The following is a 14,222-nucleotide window of genomic DNA, read 5'->3' as shown; positions in this document are numbered from 1 at the left end:
AAAAGGAACGGCCTCTCAGTCGTTCCTTTTTTATTGCTCCCTTCCTCGCGTGCCGCTCTTTCCAGCCACCATCCGCATCCTCCCAGGAACCTGGCTAGCGCTGCTGGGGCTGCTACCGGCATTTCTGCTGTGTGCTGCCGGCCAGCCCCAGCATGATAGCACGGCCCCACCCCAGGCGGCCGGCAGTACGCCGGGGCCCGTTGCCGCTACGAGCCTTTCGGCTACCTCGCGCCGGGCCTACGCCGAGCTGCTTAAGCTGCGCGTAGAGCCGGCGCGGGCTATTCTGCGCGACGAGCTGCAGCGGTTTCCGACCAGCGCCGGGGCCTTGCTCGTTGCCGACTGCATCGATTTTACCGAGCTGATGGTGCTGCAAAACGCGGCCCGCTACGAGGCCGTGGTGCTGGCCCAGGACCAGCGGCTGGCAATTCTGGACGAGTCGGGGGAGCGGGGGCCGCTGCGGGAGTATGCGCGCGCCGAGATTCGCCTGCACCAGGCGGCAGCCCAGGTAACGTATCAGCACGAGGTGCAGGGCGCGTGGAGTTTACGCCAGGCCTACCAGCAGCTGCAAGCCGTGGCCAAGCGCTATCCGGACTTTATGCCGGCCCGTAAAACGCTGGGCATGTGCCAGTTTATGATTGGCTCGCTGCCGGCGGGCTACCATTGGTTTCTCAAGTTGCTGGGGCTGCCGGGCAGCGTCGCGGCTGGCCTCCAGAACCTGCGGCTGGCAGCCCAGCACCCCCACGATTTTCAGCCCGAAGCGCGCATCGTGCTGGCGCTGGTGGAGGAGACCTACTACAAGAAGGCGGAAGAGTCGGCCCAACTCGCGCAGCAGCTGGCCACTCAGCAGCCCGACAACCTGCTGTTCAGCTACCTGCTCATCAGCATGCAGAAGCGCCTGCACCATACCGATCAGGCCCTGGCGGCCTACCGCCGCCGCCCCACGGGCCCGGGCTACTTGTCTGTGCCCTACCTCCACCACATGGCCGCCGACCTGCTGTTGTACCAAGGCCAGTATGGGGCTTCGTTGCGCGCCAACCAACAATTTCTGCGCGAATACCAGGGCGCCCACTACCGTAAGGATGCCGCCTTCAAGCTCTACCTGGCGGCCTGGCTGAGCGGCGAGACGGCCACCGCCGAAAGCTACCGGCAGCAGATAGCGGCCGGGGGCCGAACGATAGTAGAGGAAGACGCCTATGCCCAGCGTTTCTACGAAGGCAAGATTCCGTTGAGTCGCACCCTCACCCGCGCCCGGCTTCAGATTGACGGCGGCTACTACCGGGCAGCCCTGAGCACGCTGCACGGCTTGCCGGCTTCGGCCCTGCTGCGCGACCGACTGGAAGAGCCCTACCGCCGGGCCCGCGCCTACCATGGCCTCGGCCGCCTCGACTCGGCCCGTCTGTTTTATACCCGCACCATTGCCCTGGCCGGCAAAACCTCTTACTACTTCGCGCCGCAGGCGGCGCTGCAAATGGGCTACTTGTGCCAGGCCGACGGCCAGCTGAATATGGCGCGGCTCTACTTCCAGAAAGCCCTGGATTCGCCCAAGCACGAGTACAAGAATAGCACGGATGCCAAGGCAAAAGTGGCCCTGGCGGGTCTGCCCGCCACGCAGCTTCGCTAGCGGCGGGCTACTTTTGCAGCCTTGCTCCTTTCTGCCAGCATCTTCCACTAGCTTCTGCTTTGTCCGTTCAGCTCGCTCTTGCCGCTTTGCCCGTTTCTGCCAGTGTATTTCGGGCAAAGGCCCTGCACTGGGCCGCGCGCTTCCGCTTGTGTGCCTACTACGAATCGAACGAGCTGGAGTACCCCCGTGGCCCTTTCACCCGGCTCCTGGCCCTCTCCGATGCCGGCGACGTTTCGCCTTCGTCCCTGGAAGAGTTGCGTCGGTGGCTGGCGCTGCCTAGCCCCGGCCCGCGCTGCGGGTTTCTTACCTACGACGTCAAGAATGAAATCGAAGACCTGCACAGCGACCATTTCGACGGCCTGCAATGGCCGGCCCTGCATTTCTTCGTGCCACAAACCTGGCTACACTGGCACGACAATAGCGTAGAAATACACGGCTATACCGCCGGCGTGCTGGAAGCTATTCTGGCTACGGAAGTGCCGGCTGCTACTCCCCCAGCCGTAGCGGCTATGCACCCACGCTTGGCCAAAACCGACTACTTGGCTGCCGTGGAGGCCGTGCGGGAAAATATTCTTGATGGCGAGGTCTACGAGCTGAACCTATGCCAGGAATTTTATGCCGAGCAAGTGGCATTGGACCCCGTCAGCACGTTTTTGCGCCTGAATGCCGCCTCGCCCACCCCATTTGCGGGGTTTTACAAATGGCAGGACCGCTACCTACTGTGCGCTTCGCCCGAGCGGTTTTTGCAGCAGCAGGGGCCGCAGCTGGTATCTCAGCCCATCAAAGGCACCATCCGGCGGGGTACTACGCCGGCCGAGGATGAGCAACTGCGCGCCCAGTTGCTGAACGATGAAAAAGAGCGGGCCGAAAATCTGATGATCGTCGATTTGGTGCGCAACGATCTGGCCCGCGTGGCCCAGACCGGCACCGTGCGGGTGCCCGAGCTGTTCGGCCTATACCCGTTTCGCCACGTCTGGCAGATGATTTCGACCGTGGAAGCGCAGCGACGCCCCGCGTGTGACCTGGTTGATATTTTGCGCGCCGCCTTTCCCATGGGCTCTATGACTGGGGCGCCAAAAATCCGGGCCATGCAGCTCATCGAGCACTACGAGCGCACCCGACGGGGCCTCTACAGCGGCAGCATTGGCTACGTGTGGCCCGGTGGCGACTTTGATTTCAACGTGGTCATTCGCAGCCTACAATACCACGCCGGCACCGGCTACCTCAGCTTCCAGGTCGGGTCGGCCATCACCTACGACTCCGACCCGCAACGCGAATACGACGAATGCCTGCTCAAAGCCCGCGCTCTGCTCGACGTGCTGGGCGCGGTAGTGCGCTAGCGAAACGGCAGGTTGCTGTTCTGGCGGGCCACTTGCAGCACTAAGCTCCGGCCCAGACCAGCACCAGGGCGTGGTGGTAGCCTGCGAATAGACGCGGCAGCTTTTGGAGTATCCCCACTAAGCCCAAATCATCATTTAATCCAACACTTCTCTTTTTAGCCGCTGCTCGAAAGCTTGTAGAAACTGTCCCACGTGGTAGCCGTCGGCTAATGCGTGGTGCACGTTGACGGCCACATTCATCCAGGTGGTGCCGTTTTCCTCATATGTTTGGCTAAAGGAAATCTTGGGGCAACTATCGGGGTGACTGAAGCTGCGGGCGTGAGTGAGGCCGGTGAAGCGCACCCAGGGAATAGCTGAACAATGCAGCACGTCGGGGCGGCCGGTGGTGGGGCCCAGGCGCAGGCCCGAGCTGGCCTGCACGGCTGCTATTTCGGCCGTGGCGGCGGCCACGAAGCCGCTCAGCTCGTCGTGCTGCTCGATGAAGGAAAAGGCAAACGTGTGGTCGGGGCGGCCGAGGGTGGCGGAGGCGTGGACCCGGTCGTAGCGGTACACCTGGCCGTCCTCGATGCGGGTGCGGAACTCGGGCACTTCGTTGGCCGCCTGCACGGCGTGGTGCAGGTAGTACAGAAAAAACGACACCCCAAGCCGCTTGGCTTCGGCCTGGGCCCCGGTGCAGTTTACCGGCGCGACCAGCCCAAAAAAGGGTTCTTCAAACGCCGAAAAGAAGGCAAAATGCTCGCGCCGGTTCCAGCTGGCTAAGTCGATACGCTGTTTCATGGGCGGCAAGTTCGGTAACTTTACGGCCTGCGCGAGCTTGTCACGCAGTTTTATCCTGCATTTTCTGCCATGCCCGCTGCCCACCTCATTGCCTTCGACGCCGACGATACGCTCTGGTCCACCCAGCCGCACTTCGACCAGGTAGAGGCCCGCCTACTCGAAATCATAGCCCACTGCGGCGAGCCGGCCCACCTCACCGAGCAGCTCAACGCCGTGCAGCGCCGCAACATGCAGCTCTTTGGCTACGGGGCCAAGTCGTTTATGCTCTCGATGATTGAAACTGCCATCCAGCTCACCGACGGCGCCGTGACGGGCCACGACATCCAGCAGATTATCGACCTGGGCAAGGACCTGCTGCGCTACCCTATCGAGCCCCTGCCCGGCGTGGTGGAAGTTCTCACCGAATTGCGCCGCCGTGGCCACCGCCTGCTGGTGCTTACCAAAGGCGACCTGCTCGACCAGGAAAGCAAGCTGGCCCGCTCCGGCCTGGGCGACCTGTTCGACCATGTCGAAATTGTGAGTGAGAAGGACGAGGCAACTTACCAGCGCCTGCTCAGCCGCCACGCCGCCCGGCCCGAATACTTCGTCATGATCGGCAACTCGCTCAAATCCGACATCATTCCGGTAGCCCGGCTGGGTTTTCGGGCCGTGCACGTGCCCTACCACGCCAACTGGATCTTCGAGCGGGTCGAGCCCGAGCAGCTGGCCGGGCTGGATTTTCACACCGTCCAGGACTTGCGCGAAGTGCTAGACTACCTGCTTTAGAAGCTGTTTGGGTTAAATCTTTAGGCCTCTGAAACGATGTAGCATACTTGCGTCTCGTCGACCGCGCCGATACAACGAGTTTCGTTCAACCACGAGACGCAAATATGCGTCTCTACGCCGTTCTGACTGTTCTTACGCTAACTCAAACCGCTTCTTAGACTTAGACAAAAACGGTCATGCTGAGCGCAGTCGAAGCATCTCGCAGGCTGACGCCAGATTACTAATCAAACGGTGCCACGCGAGATGCTTCGACTGCGCTCAGCATGGCCGTTCCAATTTAAAGGAGTGAACTTGCCTACAGGACAAGCCTCTGCCATTCTGTCATTTTAGGGCCAAAAAACTTACCTTTGCCCACCTTCTGTGTTTGTACTACTTATGTCGCAGCAACTGTTCACCTTAGATTTTCTCGATACCCCTACTTTGCCGGCCGCCGACCACGAGCCGGCCCAGGACGTACGGGTGAGCCCGGCTACCCGCACGGGCCGGCAGCGCAAGCTCTACATCGAGAGCTACGGCTGCCAGATGAATTTCTCCGATTCCGAAATCGTGTCTTCCATCCTCTTCGATGAAGGCTTTGATACCACCGAGCAGCTGGCCGAGGCCGACCTGGTGCTGCTCAACACCTGCTCCATCCGCGAAAAGGCCGAGCAGACGGTGCGGATGCGCCTTTCCCAGATCAACAGCCACAAGAAGCGCAACCCCGGCATGCTGGTGGGCGTGCTGGGCTGCATGGCCGAGCGCCTGAAAAGCAAGTTTCTGGAGGAAGAAAAGCTGGTCGACCTCGTCGTGGGCCCCGATGCCTACCGCGACCTGCCCAACCTGATCCGGGAAGTGGACGGCGGGCAGAAGGCCGTAAACGTGCTGCTCAGCCGCGACGAAACCTACGCCGACATCACCCCGGTGCGCCTGAACTCGAACGGCATCACCGCCTTCGTGAGCATCATGCGCGGCTGCGACAACATGTGTTCCTTCTGCGTGGTGCCCTTCACCCGGGGCCGCGAGCGGAGCCGCGACGCCCACAGCATTGTGCGCGAATGCCAGGACCTGGTGGCTGCCGGCTACAAGGAAGTGACCCTGCTGGGTCAGAATGTGGACTCCTATAAGTGGACGTCGGAAGACGGCGCTGAGTTCGTCAACTTCGCCCAGCTGCTGGAGCGCGTGGCCCTGATTAGCCCCGAGCTGCGGGTGCGCTTCTCCACCTCCCACCCCAAGGACATCACCGACGAAGTGCTGCACACCATGGGCCGGCACGAGAACATCTGCAAGTACATTCACCTGCCCGCCCAGAGCGGTAACTCACGGATTCTCAAGCTGATGAACCGCACCTACGACCGCGCCTGGTACGAAGACCGCGTGCTGGCCATCCGCCGGATTCTGGGCCCCGGGTGCGCCATCAGCACCGACATGATTTCGGGCTTCTGCTCCGAAACCGAGGAAGAGCACCAGGACACGCTCAGCCTCATCGACTGGGTGCAGTATGACATGGCCTACATGTTCTTCTACTCCGAGCGCCCCGGCACGCTGGCCGCCCGTAAGCTTGAAGACGATATTCCGCTGGCCGTGAAAAAGCGCCGCCTCCAGGAAATCATTGACCTCCAGCAGAAAAGCAGCGCCGCCCGCAACCAGCAGGCCGTGGGCAAAATGCACCGCGTGCTGGTCGAGAACTTCTCCAAGCGCAGCCAGGAGCACCTCAGCGGCCGCAACAGCCAGAACCAGGTCGTCATTTTCCCCAAGAAGCACTACCAGAAAGGGGACTACGTGAACGTGTTCGTCCACACCGGCACGGGCGGGTCGCTTTTGGGCGATTCGGTGGAGTAATGGTCAGTTGCACTATCAAACGTGACAACCAACTACCAGAATTGCTTACCGCACTGGAAAGCACATTTGGGATAGTTCTTTCTCCGGCGGAAAAGGTTGAAAGTTCGATTGGAACAACGCTTTATCCCTTCTTCGAGGCAAACTCACCTTTGGACAACCTAAAAATCAATGCGTTTGCAGACATCTGGTTTCCTGATGAACTTGACATTCATGTTACCGGAGCGCAAGAACAAAACCTTCTTTTCTGCATCGTTATCGACAAATGGCCTGGCATCGTCTTACGGCGCACTAGTTGGCTCTCGTGACGCTCCATCTGCTACAGACGCAAGCCCAGAAAATAAAATGGATAACACCCGATATCCCATCGTTATTCTTTGGAGCGCTGACGATAAAGCGTTTATAGCCGAAGTTCCCGATCTGCCCGGCTGTCTGGCCGACGGTGCTACGCAAGCCGAGGCCCTGGCTAACGTGGCCCTCATCATTGAGGAGTGGCTCGAAACTGCCAGCGAGTTAAACCGCCCCATTCCGGTGCCCCGGGCCCGGTTGCGCTACGCATGATCCTCCATTATACCACCCATGGTATGCAGAAAGCAGACAGTCTCACTCTCCACAGATGGGAAACGCCGTGCTCCGATGTCAGAGAGATTTTCTGGTTTAGAACTATCGAAACGCTCCTGCCCAATTACACGGGTTCCAAACTGTGCTTCAGTATTCGTGATAAGAAGCAGATCTACAACTTCATTTTCACGTGTTATGAGGTCTATCAAGTAACTGATGAACGGTATTTGCTGCACTACTGGGAAGTCACAAATCGGAATTTGGACCAGCGCATCGGTACCACGTTTATCGTCCGGAACTCCCAATGGCATGAATCCTTTACTGCCATGCGAGAACAGGCTGTCGGTACACTTCACCACTATGTTATTAGCTCCAATGATTCCTGCCTGGAAATTCTGACGAATAGTTTACCAGAAATCAGAGTTTCTGATTTACACGATGATCCATTCTTTATTGACTCTGATAGTGGTTCTTTAAAATAAAGTCCTGCGCTATTCGTCTTTCTCCCGAAAACCAACTTCCGACCTTGACACCTTCCGAAATACAATCTATCAAGCAGCGCTTCGGCATCATCGGCAACGCGCCGGCGCTGAACTACGCCATTCAGGTGGCCACCCAGGTGGCACCCACCGACATGACGGTGCTCATCAGTGGGGAAAGCGGCTCGGGCAAGGAATCCTTTTCCAAGATTATCCACGCCCTCTCGCCGCGCAAGCACGGACAGTTCATTGCCATCAACTGCGGCGCCATTCCCGAGGGCACGATTGACTCGGAGCTGTTTGGCCACGAGAAAGGCTCCTTCACCGGGGCCCAGGAAGCCCGCAAGGGTTACTTCGAGGTAACCAACGGCGGCACCATCTTCCTCGACGAAATCGGGGAAATGCCGCTCGGCACCCAGGCCCGCCTGCTGCGGGTGCTCGAAAACGGCGAGTTCATCCGCGTAGGTTCTTCGAAAGTACAGAAGACCGACGTGCGCGTGGTGGCCGCTTCCAACGTGAATCTGCTCGACGCCGTGCGCGAGGGCAAGTTCCGCGAAGACCTCTACTACCGCCTGAATACGGTACCGATTACCGTTCCACCACTGCGTGAGCGAGGTGATGATATCTACCTACTATTCCGCAAGTTCGCTTCCGATTTCGCCGAGCGCTACCGCGTGAAGCCTATTGCGCTAAGCCCAGAGGCCGTGACGGAGCTGCAACGCTTCAGCTTCCCCGGCAACATCCGCCAGCTCAAGAACGTGGCCGAGCAGATGTCGGTGCTGGAGATGGAGCGCGAGGTAGACGCGGCTCGTCTGCGCCAATACCTGCCGGCCGAGCAGAGCAGCCGCCTACCCATGCTGCTGAGTGCTTCCGGTACCCACGGAGCCGACGCTAACACCTATTCGGAGCGCGACCTACTCTATAAGGTGCTGTTTGACATGCGCCGCGACATGACCGACCTGAAAAAGATGGTGCTGGATCTGGCCTCCGGTCAGCGCCCGGCCGAAGCGCAGGAGCTGGTGCGGCAGAACAGCCATTTGTTCAACAATCTGAATGTGGCTCCCGCGTACGAAAATGGCCGCCTCACCCGTTCTTCTCCCTCCGACGGGGGCGCGACGGAATACTTTATTTCTCCGCGACCGGAAATAACGGTGGAAGACGCCGCGACTTATGAAGATGAGCCGCAGCGGGTGGAAGACATTCCGCACGAAACGGAGGAGGAAACCCTTTCCCTGGAGGCCAAGGAAAAGGAGATGATTATGAAGGCCCTCAAAAAACACCACAACAAGCGCAAATACGCCGCCCACGACCTCGGGATTTCGGAGCGCACGCTTTACCGTAAGCTGAAACAATATGACCTGGAGCAACTATAGCCGGCTGGGCGCGTGGCTGGTCGTGCTGGCCTTTCTGCCGCTGCTGGCCGGCTGCGGCGTGTATTCGTTCACCGGTACCAGCATCGACCCGACGGTCAAAACCATTTCGATTCAGACGTTTCAGAATACGGCCAGCAATGGACCTTCCTTTCTGTCGCAGCGCTTTACGGAGGAGTTCAAGGACTACTTTCAGCGTAATACTTCCCTGAAGCTGGTGCCGCGCGACGGCGACCTGCAGTTTGAGGGCCAGATCGTAGCCTACGACTTCGCGCCGGCGGCTATTCAAAATCAGAACGGTGTCGACCAGGCGGGCGTCAACCGCCTGACGATGCAGGTGCGGGTGCGCTTTACCAATACCAAAGACCCCAAGCAGGACTTCGAGCAGACCTTCCAGGGCTACGGCGACTTCCCGGCCACGCAGGATATTGCCCGCATCAACAACGACCCCACGGCCCTGCGGCGCATCACGACCAACGTCATCACCGACACCTTCAACAAGTCGGTAGCCAACTGGTAATGGCTACCTGGCGTTGGTTTTCCTCGCAACCGTGGGTTTCCTGGGTAAATTGATGCACTTTTGCCGCCCCACAAACTAGCGGCGCTTGTCCCGCATCCAGAGCTGGTACCGGGTTTCCGGCCCGAATGGCTGGCCGCTTCCCCTACTCACCACCTTCGTCTATGACCCGCGCGTCACTGTTGCAAATTCTTGATCATGTAAGCGTAATTTCGGGAGCCGAGATTCGTGAGCTGGAGCAACTGGCGGCGGCGTTTCCGTACTGTCAAACGGCGCATGTGCTGCTGGCCAAAGCCGCGCACGACCAAGGCAGCATGCTGGCCGGCCAGCGTTTGCGCCGGGCGGCTACTTACGCCGTCGACCGTCAGCTGCTCCGCCAGCTCATCGAAGATCCGGCCTTGTTTGCCAGCGCGCAGTCGGTAGCAACTGCTCCCGATCCTACTGCTGAGCGGCCATTCGATCCGGAGCCTGAAGTGAACTGCCTGGCCACTCAAGAATTTCCCGCAGCGTCAGAAACTGCCTTGTCAGCGCTTGCCGCCATCTTGCCCATCGGCGACAGCGCTTCCGCTGAAGCTTCAGGGCCAGTTGAGATGGTCGTGGAGGAGCAGTTGCCACTCCCAGTGGTCGAGGCTCCGACAGCATTATCGGATGAGGAACAGCCCGAATCCATAGTTCAGGCAGAACCAGTAGCGGTTCAAGACCAGGATCAGCCATCCTCTTCTGCTTTCCTTCTCGCTGAGCCCACCACCTCTGAGGAAGAGGCAATACCCGCCGCAGAACAGCCGACCGCCCCAGTAAAATCTACTGAAACACTAGCTGAGCTCAGCGTAACCGAAGCGGTTTTACCCGTCGATGCCTCCCTGGATTTGACGTCGGCAGCCGTAGAAGTGGAGACTATGTACACTCCGGCACAACCCGAATCTTTTCTTGAGGCACCAGAAGACAACTATGTTACTGAAGAACTAGTTACAGTTATAGAACAACCTTCAGAACTGATATCTATAGCGTCAATAGTTTCAGAGGCCGATACCCTTACCGACGAAGTAGCACCGACAGTAGAGGACGAGACGTTACCACCCGTAGCGCCGCCCATTCGGCCACCGGTGGAACGCGGTTCCTCCCGCTTTGAGTTTGGCCTTGGCCTACCCGATCTGGTGCGACAGGCAGTGTATGAATTGCCAACGCTGGAGCCCCAGGAAGAAAGCCCCGCCGTTGAGACGGAGGCCACGCGTGCAACTGGTTTTTACGGCGATGCACTCGTCGGGTACGCCCTTGGGGACGGCGGCAGCCGCTTGGGCTATTGCTTGCAGCCCACAGATGCCTTCACTGACGTGCTGCCGGGTACGCCGTTTTTTGCGCCCGATGCGCTGCTACAGGAGCAAACGCCCCGCTACCAGCCGGCCTCGCCGCCCGCTCCTTCTCCATTCGATCTGATCAACACGTTTTTGCGCACCCAGCCCCGGCTCCGTGCGCCGGCGGTGCTGCCGGCAGCCGAAGAACAGGCTGATTTGTCGGTGCGCAGTACGCGGGGCGTACCCGATATTGCGTCCGAAAGCTTGGCCAAAATCATGGTTCGCCAAGGCAAAATAGAGAAGGCCATTGAAATATATGAGCGGCTGATAGTGCGTCAGCCGGAAAAAAAGGCGTATTTTGCCGACCAAATTCAACAACTGAAACCCACTGAGTAATGTATCTTGCCCTTATCATTCTGATCCTTTTCGTGTGCTTGCTGCTAGCCTTAGTGGTGTTGGCCCAAAATCCCAAAGGGGGCGGATTATCCAATCAGTTTGGCTCCGGTGGTGCTGCTAACCTAATGGGGGTGAAGCGCACGGGTGATTTGCTGGAGCGCCTCACTTGGGGTTTCGCCATCGGCCTGATGGTCCTCACGCTGGGCACCCACGTTCTAAATGGCACTTCGGATGCGGCCGGTCCGACCCGCAGCGTAAACCAGCAGAAAGCCTTGGATACCCGCCTGCCCGCCACCCCAGCACCAGGTGCGCAGGCCCCGGGAGCCGCCGCGCCAGCTACGCAACCAGCTGCCGCACCCGCTACGGCCCCTGCTACCGTTCCGGCTCAATAAGCATTTCGCCTACTAGATTAACCGCTGGCTCTCCCGAGCCAGCGGTTTTTTTGTGCGGTATTTCATCGTCACTCGGCTGTAAAAATACTGCCGGTAGACTACCGATGCCGTAGCTTACTGGTAGCAGCTACCTCACTCCAGCCTGACACCTTGGACAGGACTTGGTGCAAAGGTGGCGTGAAATAGGGCTTAAACGTGTTCATTCTGTCAGGTTTGTAGAGGATGGCACAAGAAGTGTTGCCTGCGGCCTCAGGTTCCAACAACGAAAACCTTTCACCCAAAACGAACAATATGTCACTAAGCATGAAACCGCTGGCCGACCGCGTCATCATTGCACCGGCTGCTGCTGAGGAGAAAACCAAATCGGGCATTATCATTCCCGATACAGCAAAAGAGAAGCCCCAGCGGGGCGAAGTAGTGGCGGTAGGCGAAGGCAAAGTAGCCGACAGCGGTACGTTGATTCAGCCGCAGGTAAAAGTGGGCGACCAAGTGCTGTATGGCAAGTATGCCGGCACCGAAATCACCATTGAGGGCACCGATTACCTCATCATGCGCGAGTCCGACATTTTCGCCGTTCTGTAGAGTACCCTCTCCTTTCGACTTAATTTCCAGTAAAACATAAGATGGCTAAGAACATCCAATTCGATACCGACGGCCGCGACAAGCTGAAGCGCGGCGTAGACAAACTGGCGAATGCCGTGAAAGTAACCCTGGGTCCGAAAGGCCGCAACGTGGTTATCGACAAGAAATTCGGCGCGCCGACCATCACCAAAGACGGTGTGACGGTAGCCAAAGAAATTGAGCTGAGCGACCCGGTAGAAAACATGGGTGCTCAGTTGGTGAAGGAAGTTGCTTCCAAAACCGCTGACCAGGCTGGTGACGGCACGACGACGGCAACCGTACTGGCGCAGGCCATTTACACGGCTGGCTCGAAGAACGTAGCTGCTGGCGCTAACCCAATGGACTTGAAGCGTGGTATCGACAAGGCTGTAAAGGCCGTAGTTGAGAACCTGAAGCAGCAGTCGAAGAAGATTGAAAACTCTTCGGAAATTGCCCAGGTAGGTACCATTTCGGCCAACAACGACGCCGAAATCGGCCAGATGATTGCCGATGCCATGGACAAAGTGGGCAAGGAAGGCGTTATCACCGTGGAAGAAGCGCGTGGCACCGAAACCGAAGTGAAAACGGTGGAAGGCATGCAGTTCGACCGCGGCTACCTCTCTCCTTACTTCGTGACCAACCCGGAGAAGATGGAAGTAGAGCTGGAAAACCCCTACGTGCTCATCTACGACAAGAAAGTGAGCACCATGAAGGAGCTGCTGCCCGTACTCGAGCAGGTAGTTCAGACGGGTAAGCCCCTGGTTATCGTGTCGGAAGACGTGGACGGCGAGGCTCTGGCTACGCTGGTAGTAAACAAGCTGCGCGGCTCGCTGAAAATTGCGGCCGTAAAGGCTCCCGGCTTCGGCGACCGTCGTAAGGCGATGCTGGAAGACATTGCGGTGCTGACCGGCGGAACTGTTATTTCGGAAGAGCGCGGCTACAAGCTGGACTCTGCTACGCTGGAATACCTGGGTACGGCCGAGAAGATCATCATCGACAAGGACAACACGACCATCGTGAACGGTAAAGGTGAGAAAGCCACCATTACTGCCCGCATCAACGAAATTAAGGCGCAAATCGGCACCACTACGTCGGACTACGACAAGGAGAAGCTGCAGGAGCGTCTGGCGAAGCTTTCGGGCGGCGTGGCCATTCTCTACATCGGCGCTTCTACGGAAGTAGAGATGAAGGAGAAGAAGGACCGCGTCGACGATGCGCTGCACGCTACTCGTGCCGCCGTAGAAGAAGGTGTGGTTCCCGGCGGCGGCGTGGCCCTGGTGCGCGCCCTCGACGCGCTGGATGCTATTGACACCCACAACAGCGACGAGCGTACTGGCGTGAACATCATTCGCACGGCCCTCGAAGCTCCCCTGCGTACCATTGTAGCCAACGCCGGTGGCGAAGGCTCGGTAGTCGTGCAGAAAGTGCGCGAAGGCAAAGGTGACTTCGGTTACAACGCCCGCGAGGACCGCTACGAGAACCTGATGGCCGCCGGTATCCTCGACCCGACCAAAGTAACGCGCCTGGCCCTGGAGAATGCCGCTTCGATTGCCGGCCTGCTCCTGACCACCGAGTGCGTGATTTCGGACGAGCCGGAGAACGAGAAGGACCACGGCCACGGCGGCGGCGGTGCCGCCGGCATGGGTGGCATGGGCGGCATGATGTAAGATCAGCCGCTAAGCTTCTCGCTTAGAACAAAAAACCTCGCTGAACTTCGGTCCGGCGGGGCTTTTTTGTGGGCAATTTCCAAGCAGTCACTTTTTGCGGACGAGTTGGTGGCTGAATCCAATTAGCGCCAGTACGCTTCCCAATGACACCCAAGCCAGCTACTTCATCCGTTCGTAATCAGCACACAGGTCGCGGCCCGATACTACTGATAGGCAGGGGTCGTTGCTGACTTCATATTTCAGGCTGACCTGGATATTGAGCATGCTCAAACTACTATACAGCACAATTAAGCTAACGCCCACAATCAGCCAAATATGCACACGGTCTGACATCAGGGGACTTTAAGTAGTCGTGCAGAAGTAAGGGTATTGGATTTAGAACGTCATGCTGAGCTTGTCGAAGCATCTTTACCACCGTAGTAAATCAATTACTGCTGCGGTAGAGATGCTTCGACAAGCTCAGCATGACCGTCATTTTTGCTACGGTTACTTTTACTTGAGTACTTAGAGCCTATCCAAATAGGCAGTTATACCAGGTGATTCGAGCGCAAGCAAAATGGAGCATGGCCAGATAGTTTTCGGGTTTTTTGGCCCAACGAATCAGCAGGTGGCGGAAGCGGTTGAGCCAGG

The 14,222-nt window shown here is 58.4% G+C and carries 15 protein-coding genes and 1 pseudogene; 13 read left to right on the top strand and 3 right to left on the bottom strand.

Annotated features, from left to right (window positions below; all coding sequences use genetic code 11):
• Window positions 1-49 precede the first annotated feature (49 nt).
• Complete coding sequence (locus tag E5J99_RS15715; protein WP_135498767.1) at window positions 50-1,621, top strand: tetratricopeptide repeat protein; 1,572 nt, start codon at window positions 50-52, stop codon at window positions 1,619-1,621.
• Between the two features lie 59 nt (window positions 1,622-1,680).
• On the top strand, window positions 1,681-2,961 hold the full coding sequence (locus E5J99_RS15710) for an anthranilate synthase component I family protein (protein ID WP_245319043.1): 1,281 nt from the start codon (window positions 1,681-1,683) through the stop codon (window positions 2,959-2,961).
• A gap of 135 nt (window positions 2,962-3,096) precedes the next feature.
• Here the strand turns inward: E5J99_RS15710 and E5J99_RS15705 are convergent, their stop codons facing one another.
• A complete protein-coding gene (locus tag E5J99_RS15705; RefSeq protein WP_135498766.1) occupies window positions 3,097-3,738 on the bottom strand; it encodes a CatA-like O-acetyltransferase in 642 nt (213 codons plus the stop codon).
• Between the two features lie 69 nt (window positions 3,739-3,807).
• Between E5J99_RS15705 and E5J99_RS15700 the strand changes: the two genes are divergently transcribed.
• From E5J99_RS15700 to groL, 11 genes are all read left to right on the top strand, one after another.
• Window positions 3,808-4,503: an HAD family hydrolase gene (locus E5J99_RS15700; protein WP_135498765.1), complete on the top strand. Its 696-nt coding sequence runs from the start codon at window positions 3,808-3,810 to the stop codon at window positions 4,501-4,503.
• Window positions 4,504-4,878: 375 nt separating this feature from the next.
• A complete protein-coding gene (miaB, locus tag E5J99_RS15695) occupies window positions 4,879-6,321 on the top strand; it encodes a tRNA (N6-isopentenyl adenosine(37)-C2)-methylthiotransferase MiaB (protein WP_135498764.1) in 1,443 nt (480 codons plus the stop codon).
• 41 nt (window positions 6,322-6,362) lie between these two features.
• Window positions 6,363-6,626: a hypothetical protein gene (locus tag E5J99_RS15690; protein ID WP_135498763.1), complete on the top strand. Its 264-nt coding sequence runs from the start codon at window positions 6,363-6,365 to the stop codon at window positions 6,624-6,626.
• A 37-nt stretch (window positions 6,627-6,663) separates the two neighbouring features.
• Window positions 6,664-6,879 (top strand): type II toxin-antitoxin system HicB family antitoxin, encoded by a 216-nt coding sequence (locus E5J99_RS15685; protein WP_135498762.1) that lies wholly within the window; start codon window positions 6,664-6,666, stop codon window positions 6,877-6,879.
• 23 nt (window positions 6,880-6,902) lie between these two features.
• Window positions 6,903-7,361, top strand: a complete 459-nt coding sequence (locus E5J99_RS21635) for a hypothetical protein (RefSeq protein ID WP_135498761.1) — start codon at window positions 6,903-6,905, stop codon at window positions 7,359-7,361.
• Window positions 7,362-7,405: 44 nt separating this feature from the next.
• Entirely contained in the window at window positions 7,406-8,731 is a 1,326-nt protein-coding gene (locus tag E5J99_RS15675; RefSeq protein WP_135498760.1) for a sigma-54 interaction domain-containing protein, read from the top strand.
• Window positions 8,712-9,248: an LptE family protein gene (locus E5J99_RS15670; protein WP_135498759.1), complete on the top strand. Its 537-nt coding sequence runs from the start codon at window positions 8,712-8,714 to the stop codon at window positions 9,246-9,248. Before E5J99_RS15675 ends, E5J99_RS15670 begins: the two co-directional genes overlap by 20 nt.
• A gap of 311 nt (window positions 9,249-9,559) precedes the next feature.
• Entirely contained in the window at window positions 9,560-10,933 is a 1,374-nt protein-coding gene (locus E5J99_RS15665; RefSeq protein ID WP_167852171.1) for a hypothetical protein, read from the top strand.
• Complete coding sequence (gene secG, locus E5J99_RS15660) at window positions 10,933-11,325, top strand: preprotein translocase subunit SecG (RefSeq protein ID WP_135498757.1); 393 nt, start codon at window positions 10,933-10,935, stop codon at window positions 11,323-11,325. The genes E5J99_RS15665 and secG overlap by 1 nt, the downstream gene beginning before the upstream one ends.
• A gap of 291 nt (window positions 11,326-11,616) precedes the next feature.
• A complete protein-coding gene (gene groES, locus E5J99_RS15655; protein WP_135498756.1) occupies window positions 11,617-11,907 on the top strand; it encodes a co-chaperone GroES in 291 nt (96 codons plus the stop codon).
• Window positions 11,908-11,948: 41 nt separating this feature from the next.
• Window positions 11,949-13,592 (top strand): chaperonin GroEL, encoded by a 1,644-nt coding sequence (gene groL, locus E5J99_RS15650; RefSeq protein WP_135498755.1) that lies wholly within the window; start codon window positions 11,949-11,951, stop codon window positions 13,590-13,592.
• A 159-nt stretch (window positions 13,593-13,751) separates the two neighbouring features.
• Here the strand turns inward: groL and E5J99_RS21355 are convergent, their stop codons facing one another.
• Window positions 13,752-13,925 (bottom strand): hypothetical protein, encoded by a 174-nt coding sequence (locus E5J99_RS21355; protein ID WP_167852170.1) that lies wholly within the window; start codon window positions 13,923-13,925, stop codon window positions 13,752-13,754.
• Window positions 13,926-14,103: 178 nt separating this feature from the next.
• Window positions 14,104-14,222, bottom strand: a pseudogene (locus E5J99_RS15645) (IS5/IS1182 family transposase); the annotation flags it as partial.

It is taken from the genome of Hymenobacter elongatus, from assembly GCF_004745955.1.
GTDB lineage: Bacteria > Bacteroidota > Bacteroidia > Cytophagales > Hymenobacteraceae > Hymenobacter > Hymenobacter elongatus.
This window is presented reverse-complemented; position numbering and strand designations above follow the sequence as displayed.

Bases quoted from the DNA above. Each gene is read 5' to 3' on its own strand.
- E5J99_RS15705 (WP_135498766.1), bottom strand. From the start codon at position 3,738: ATGAAACAGCGTATCGACTTAGCCAGCTGGAACCGGCGCGAGCATTTT.
- miaB (WP_135498764.1), top strand. From the start codon at position 4,879: ATGTCGCAGCAACTGTTCACCTTAGATTTTCTCGATACCCCTACTTTG.
- groL (WP_135498755.1), top strand. From the start codon at position 11,949: ATGGCTAAGAACATCCAATTCGATACCGACGGCCGCGACAAGCTGAAG.
- E5J99_RS15665 (WP_167852171.1), top strand. From the start codon at position 9,560: ATGCTGGCCGGCCAGCGTTTGCGCCGGGCGGCTACTTACGCCGTCGAC.
- E5J99_RS15670 (WP_135498759.1), top strand. From the start codon at position 8,712: ATGACCTGGAGCAACTATAGCCGGCTGGGCGCGTGGCTGGTCGTGCTG.
- E5J99_RS15700 (WP_135498765.1), top strand. From the start codon at position 3,808: ATGCCCGCTGCCCACCTCATTGCCTTCGACGCCGACGATACGCTCTGG.
- E5J99_RS21355 (WP_167852170.1), bottom strand. From the start codon at position 13,925: ATGTCAGACCGTGTGCATATTTGGCTGATTGTGGGCGTTAGCTTAATT.
- groES (WP_135498756.1), top strand. From the start codon at position 11,617: ATGTCACTAAGCATGAAACCGCTGGCCGACCGCGTCATCATTGCACCG.
- E5J99_RS15685 (WP_135498762.1), top strand. From the start codon at position 6,664: ATGGATAACACCCGATATCCCATCGTTATTCTTTGGAGCGCTGACGAT.
- E5J99_RS21635 (WP_135498761.1), top strand. From the start codon at position 6,903: ATGCAGAAAGCAGACAGTCTCACTCTCCACAGATGGGAAACGCCGTGC.
- secG (WP_135498757.1), top strand. From the start codon at position 10,933: ATGTATCTTGCCCTTATCATTCTGATCCTTTTCGTGTGCTTGCTGCTA.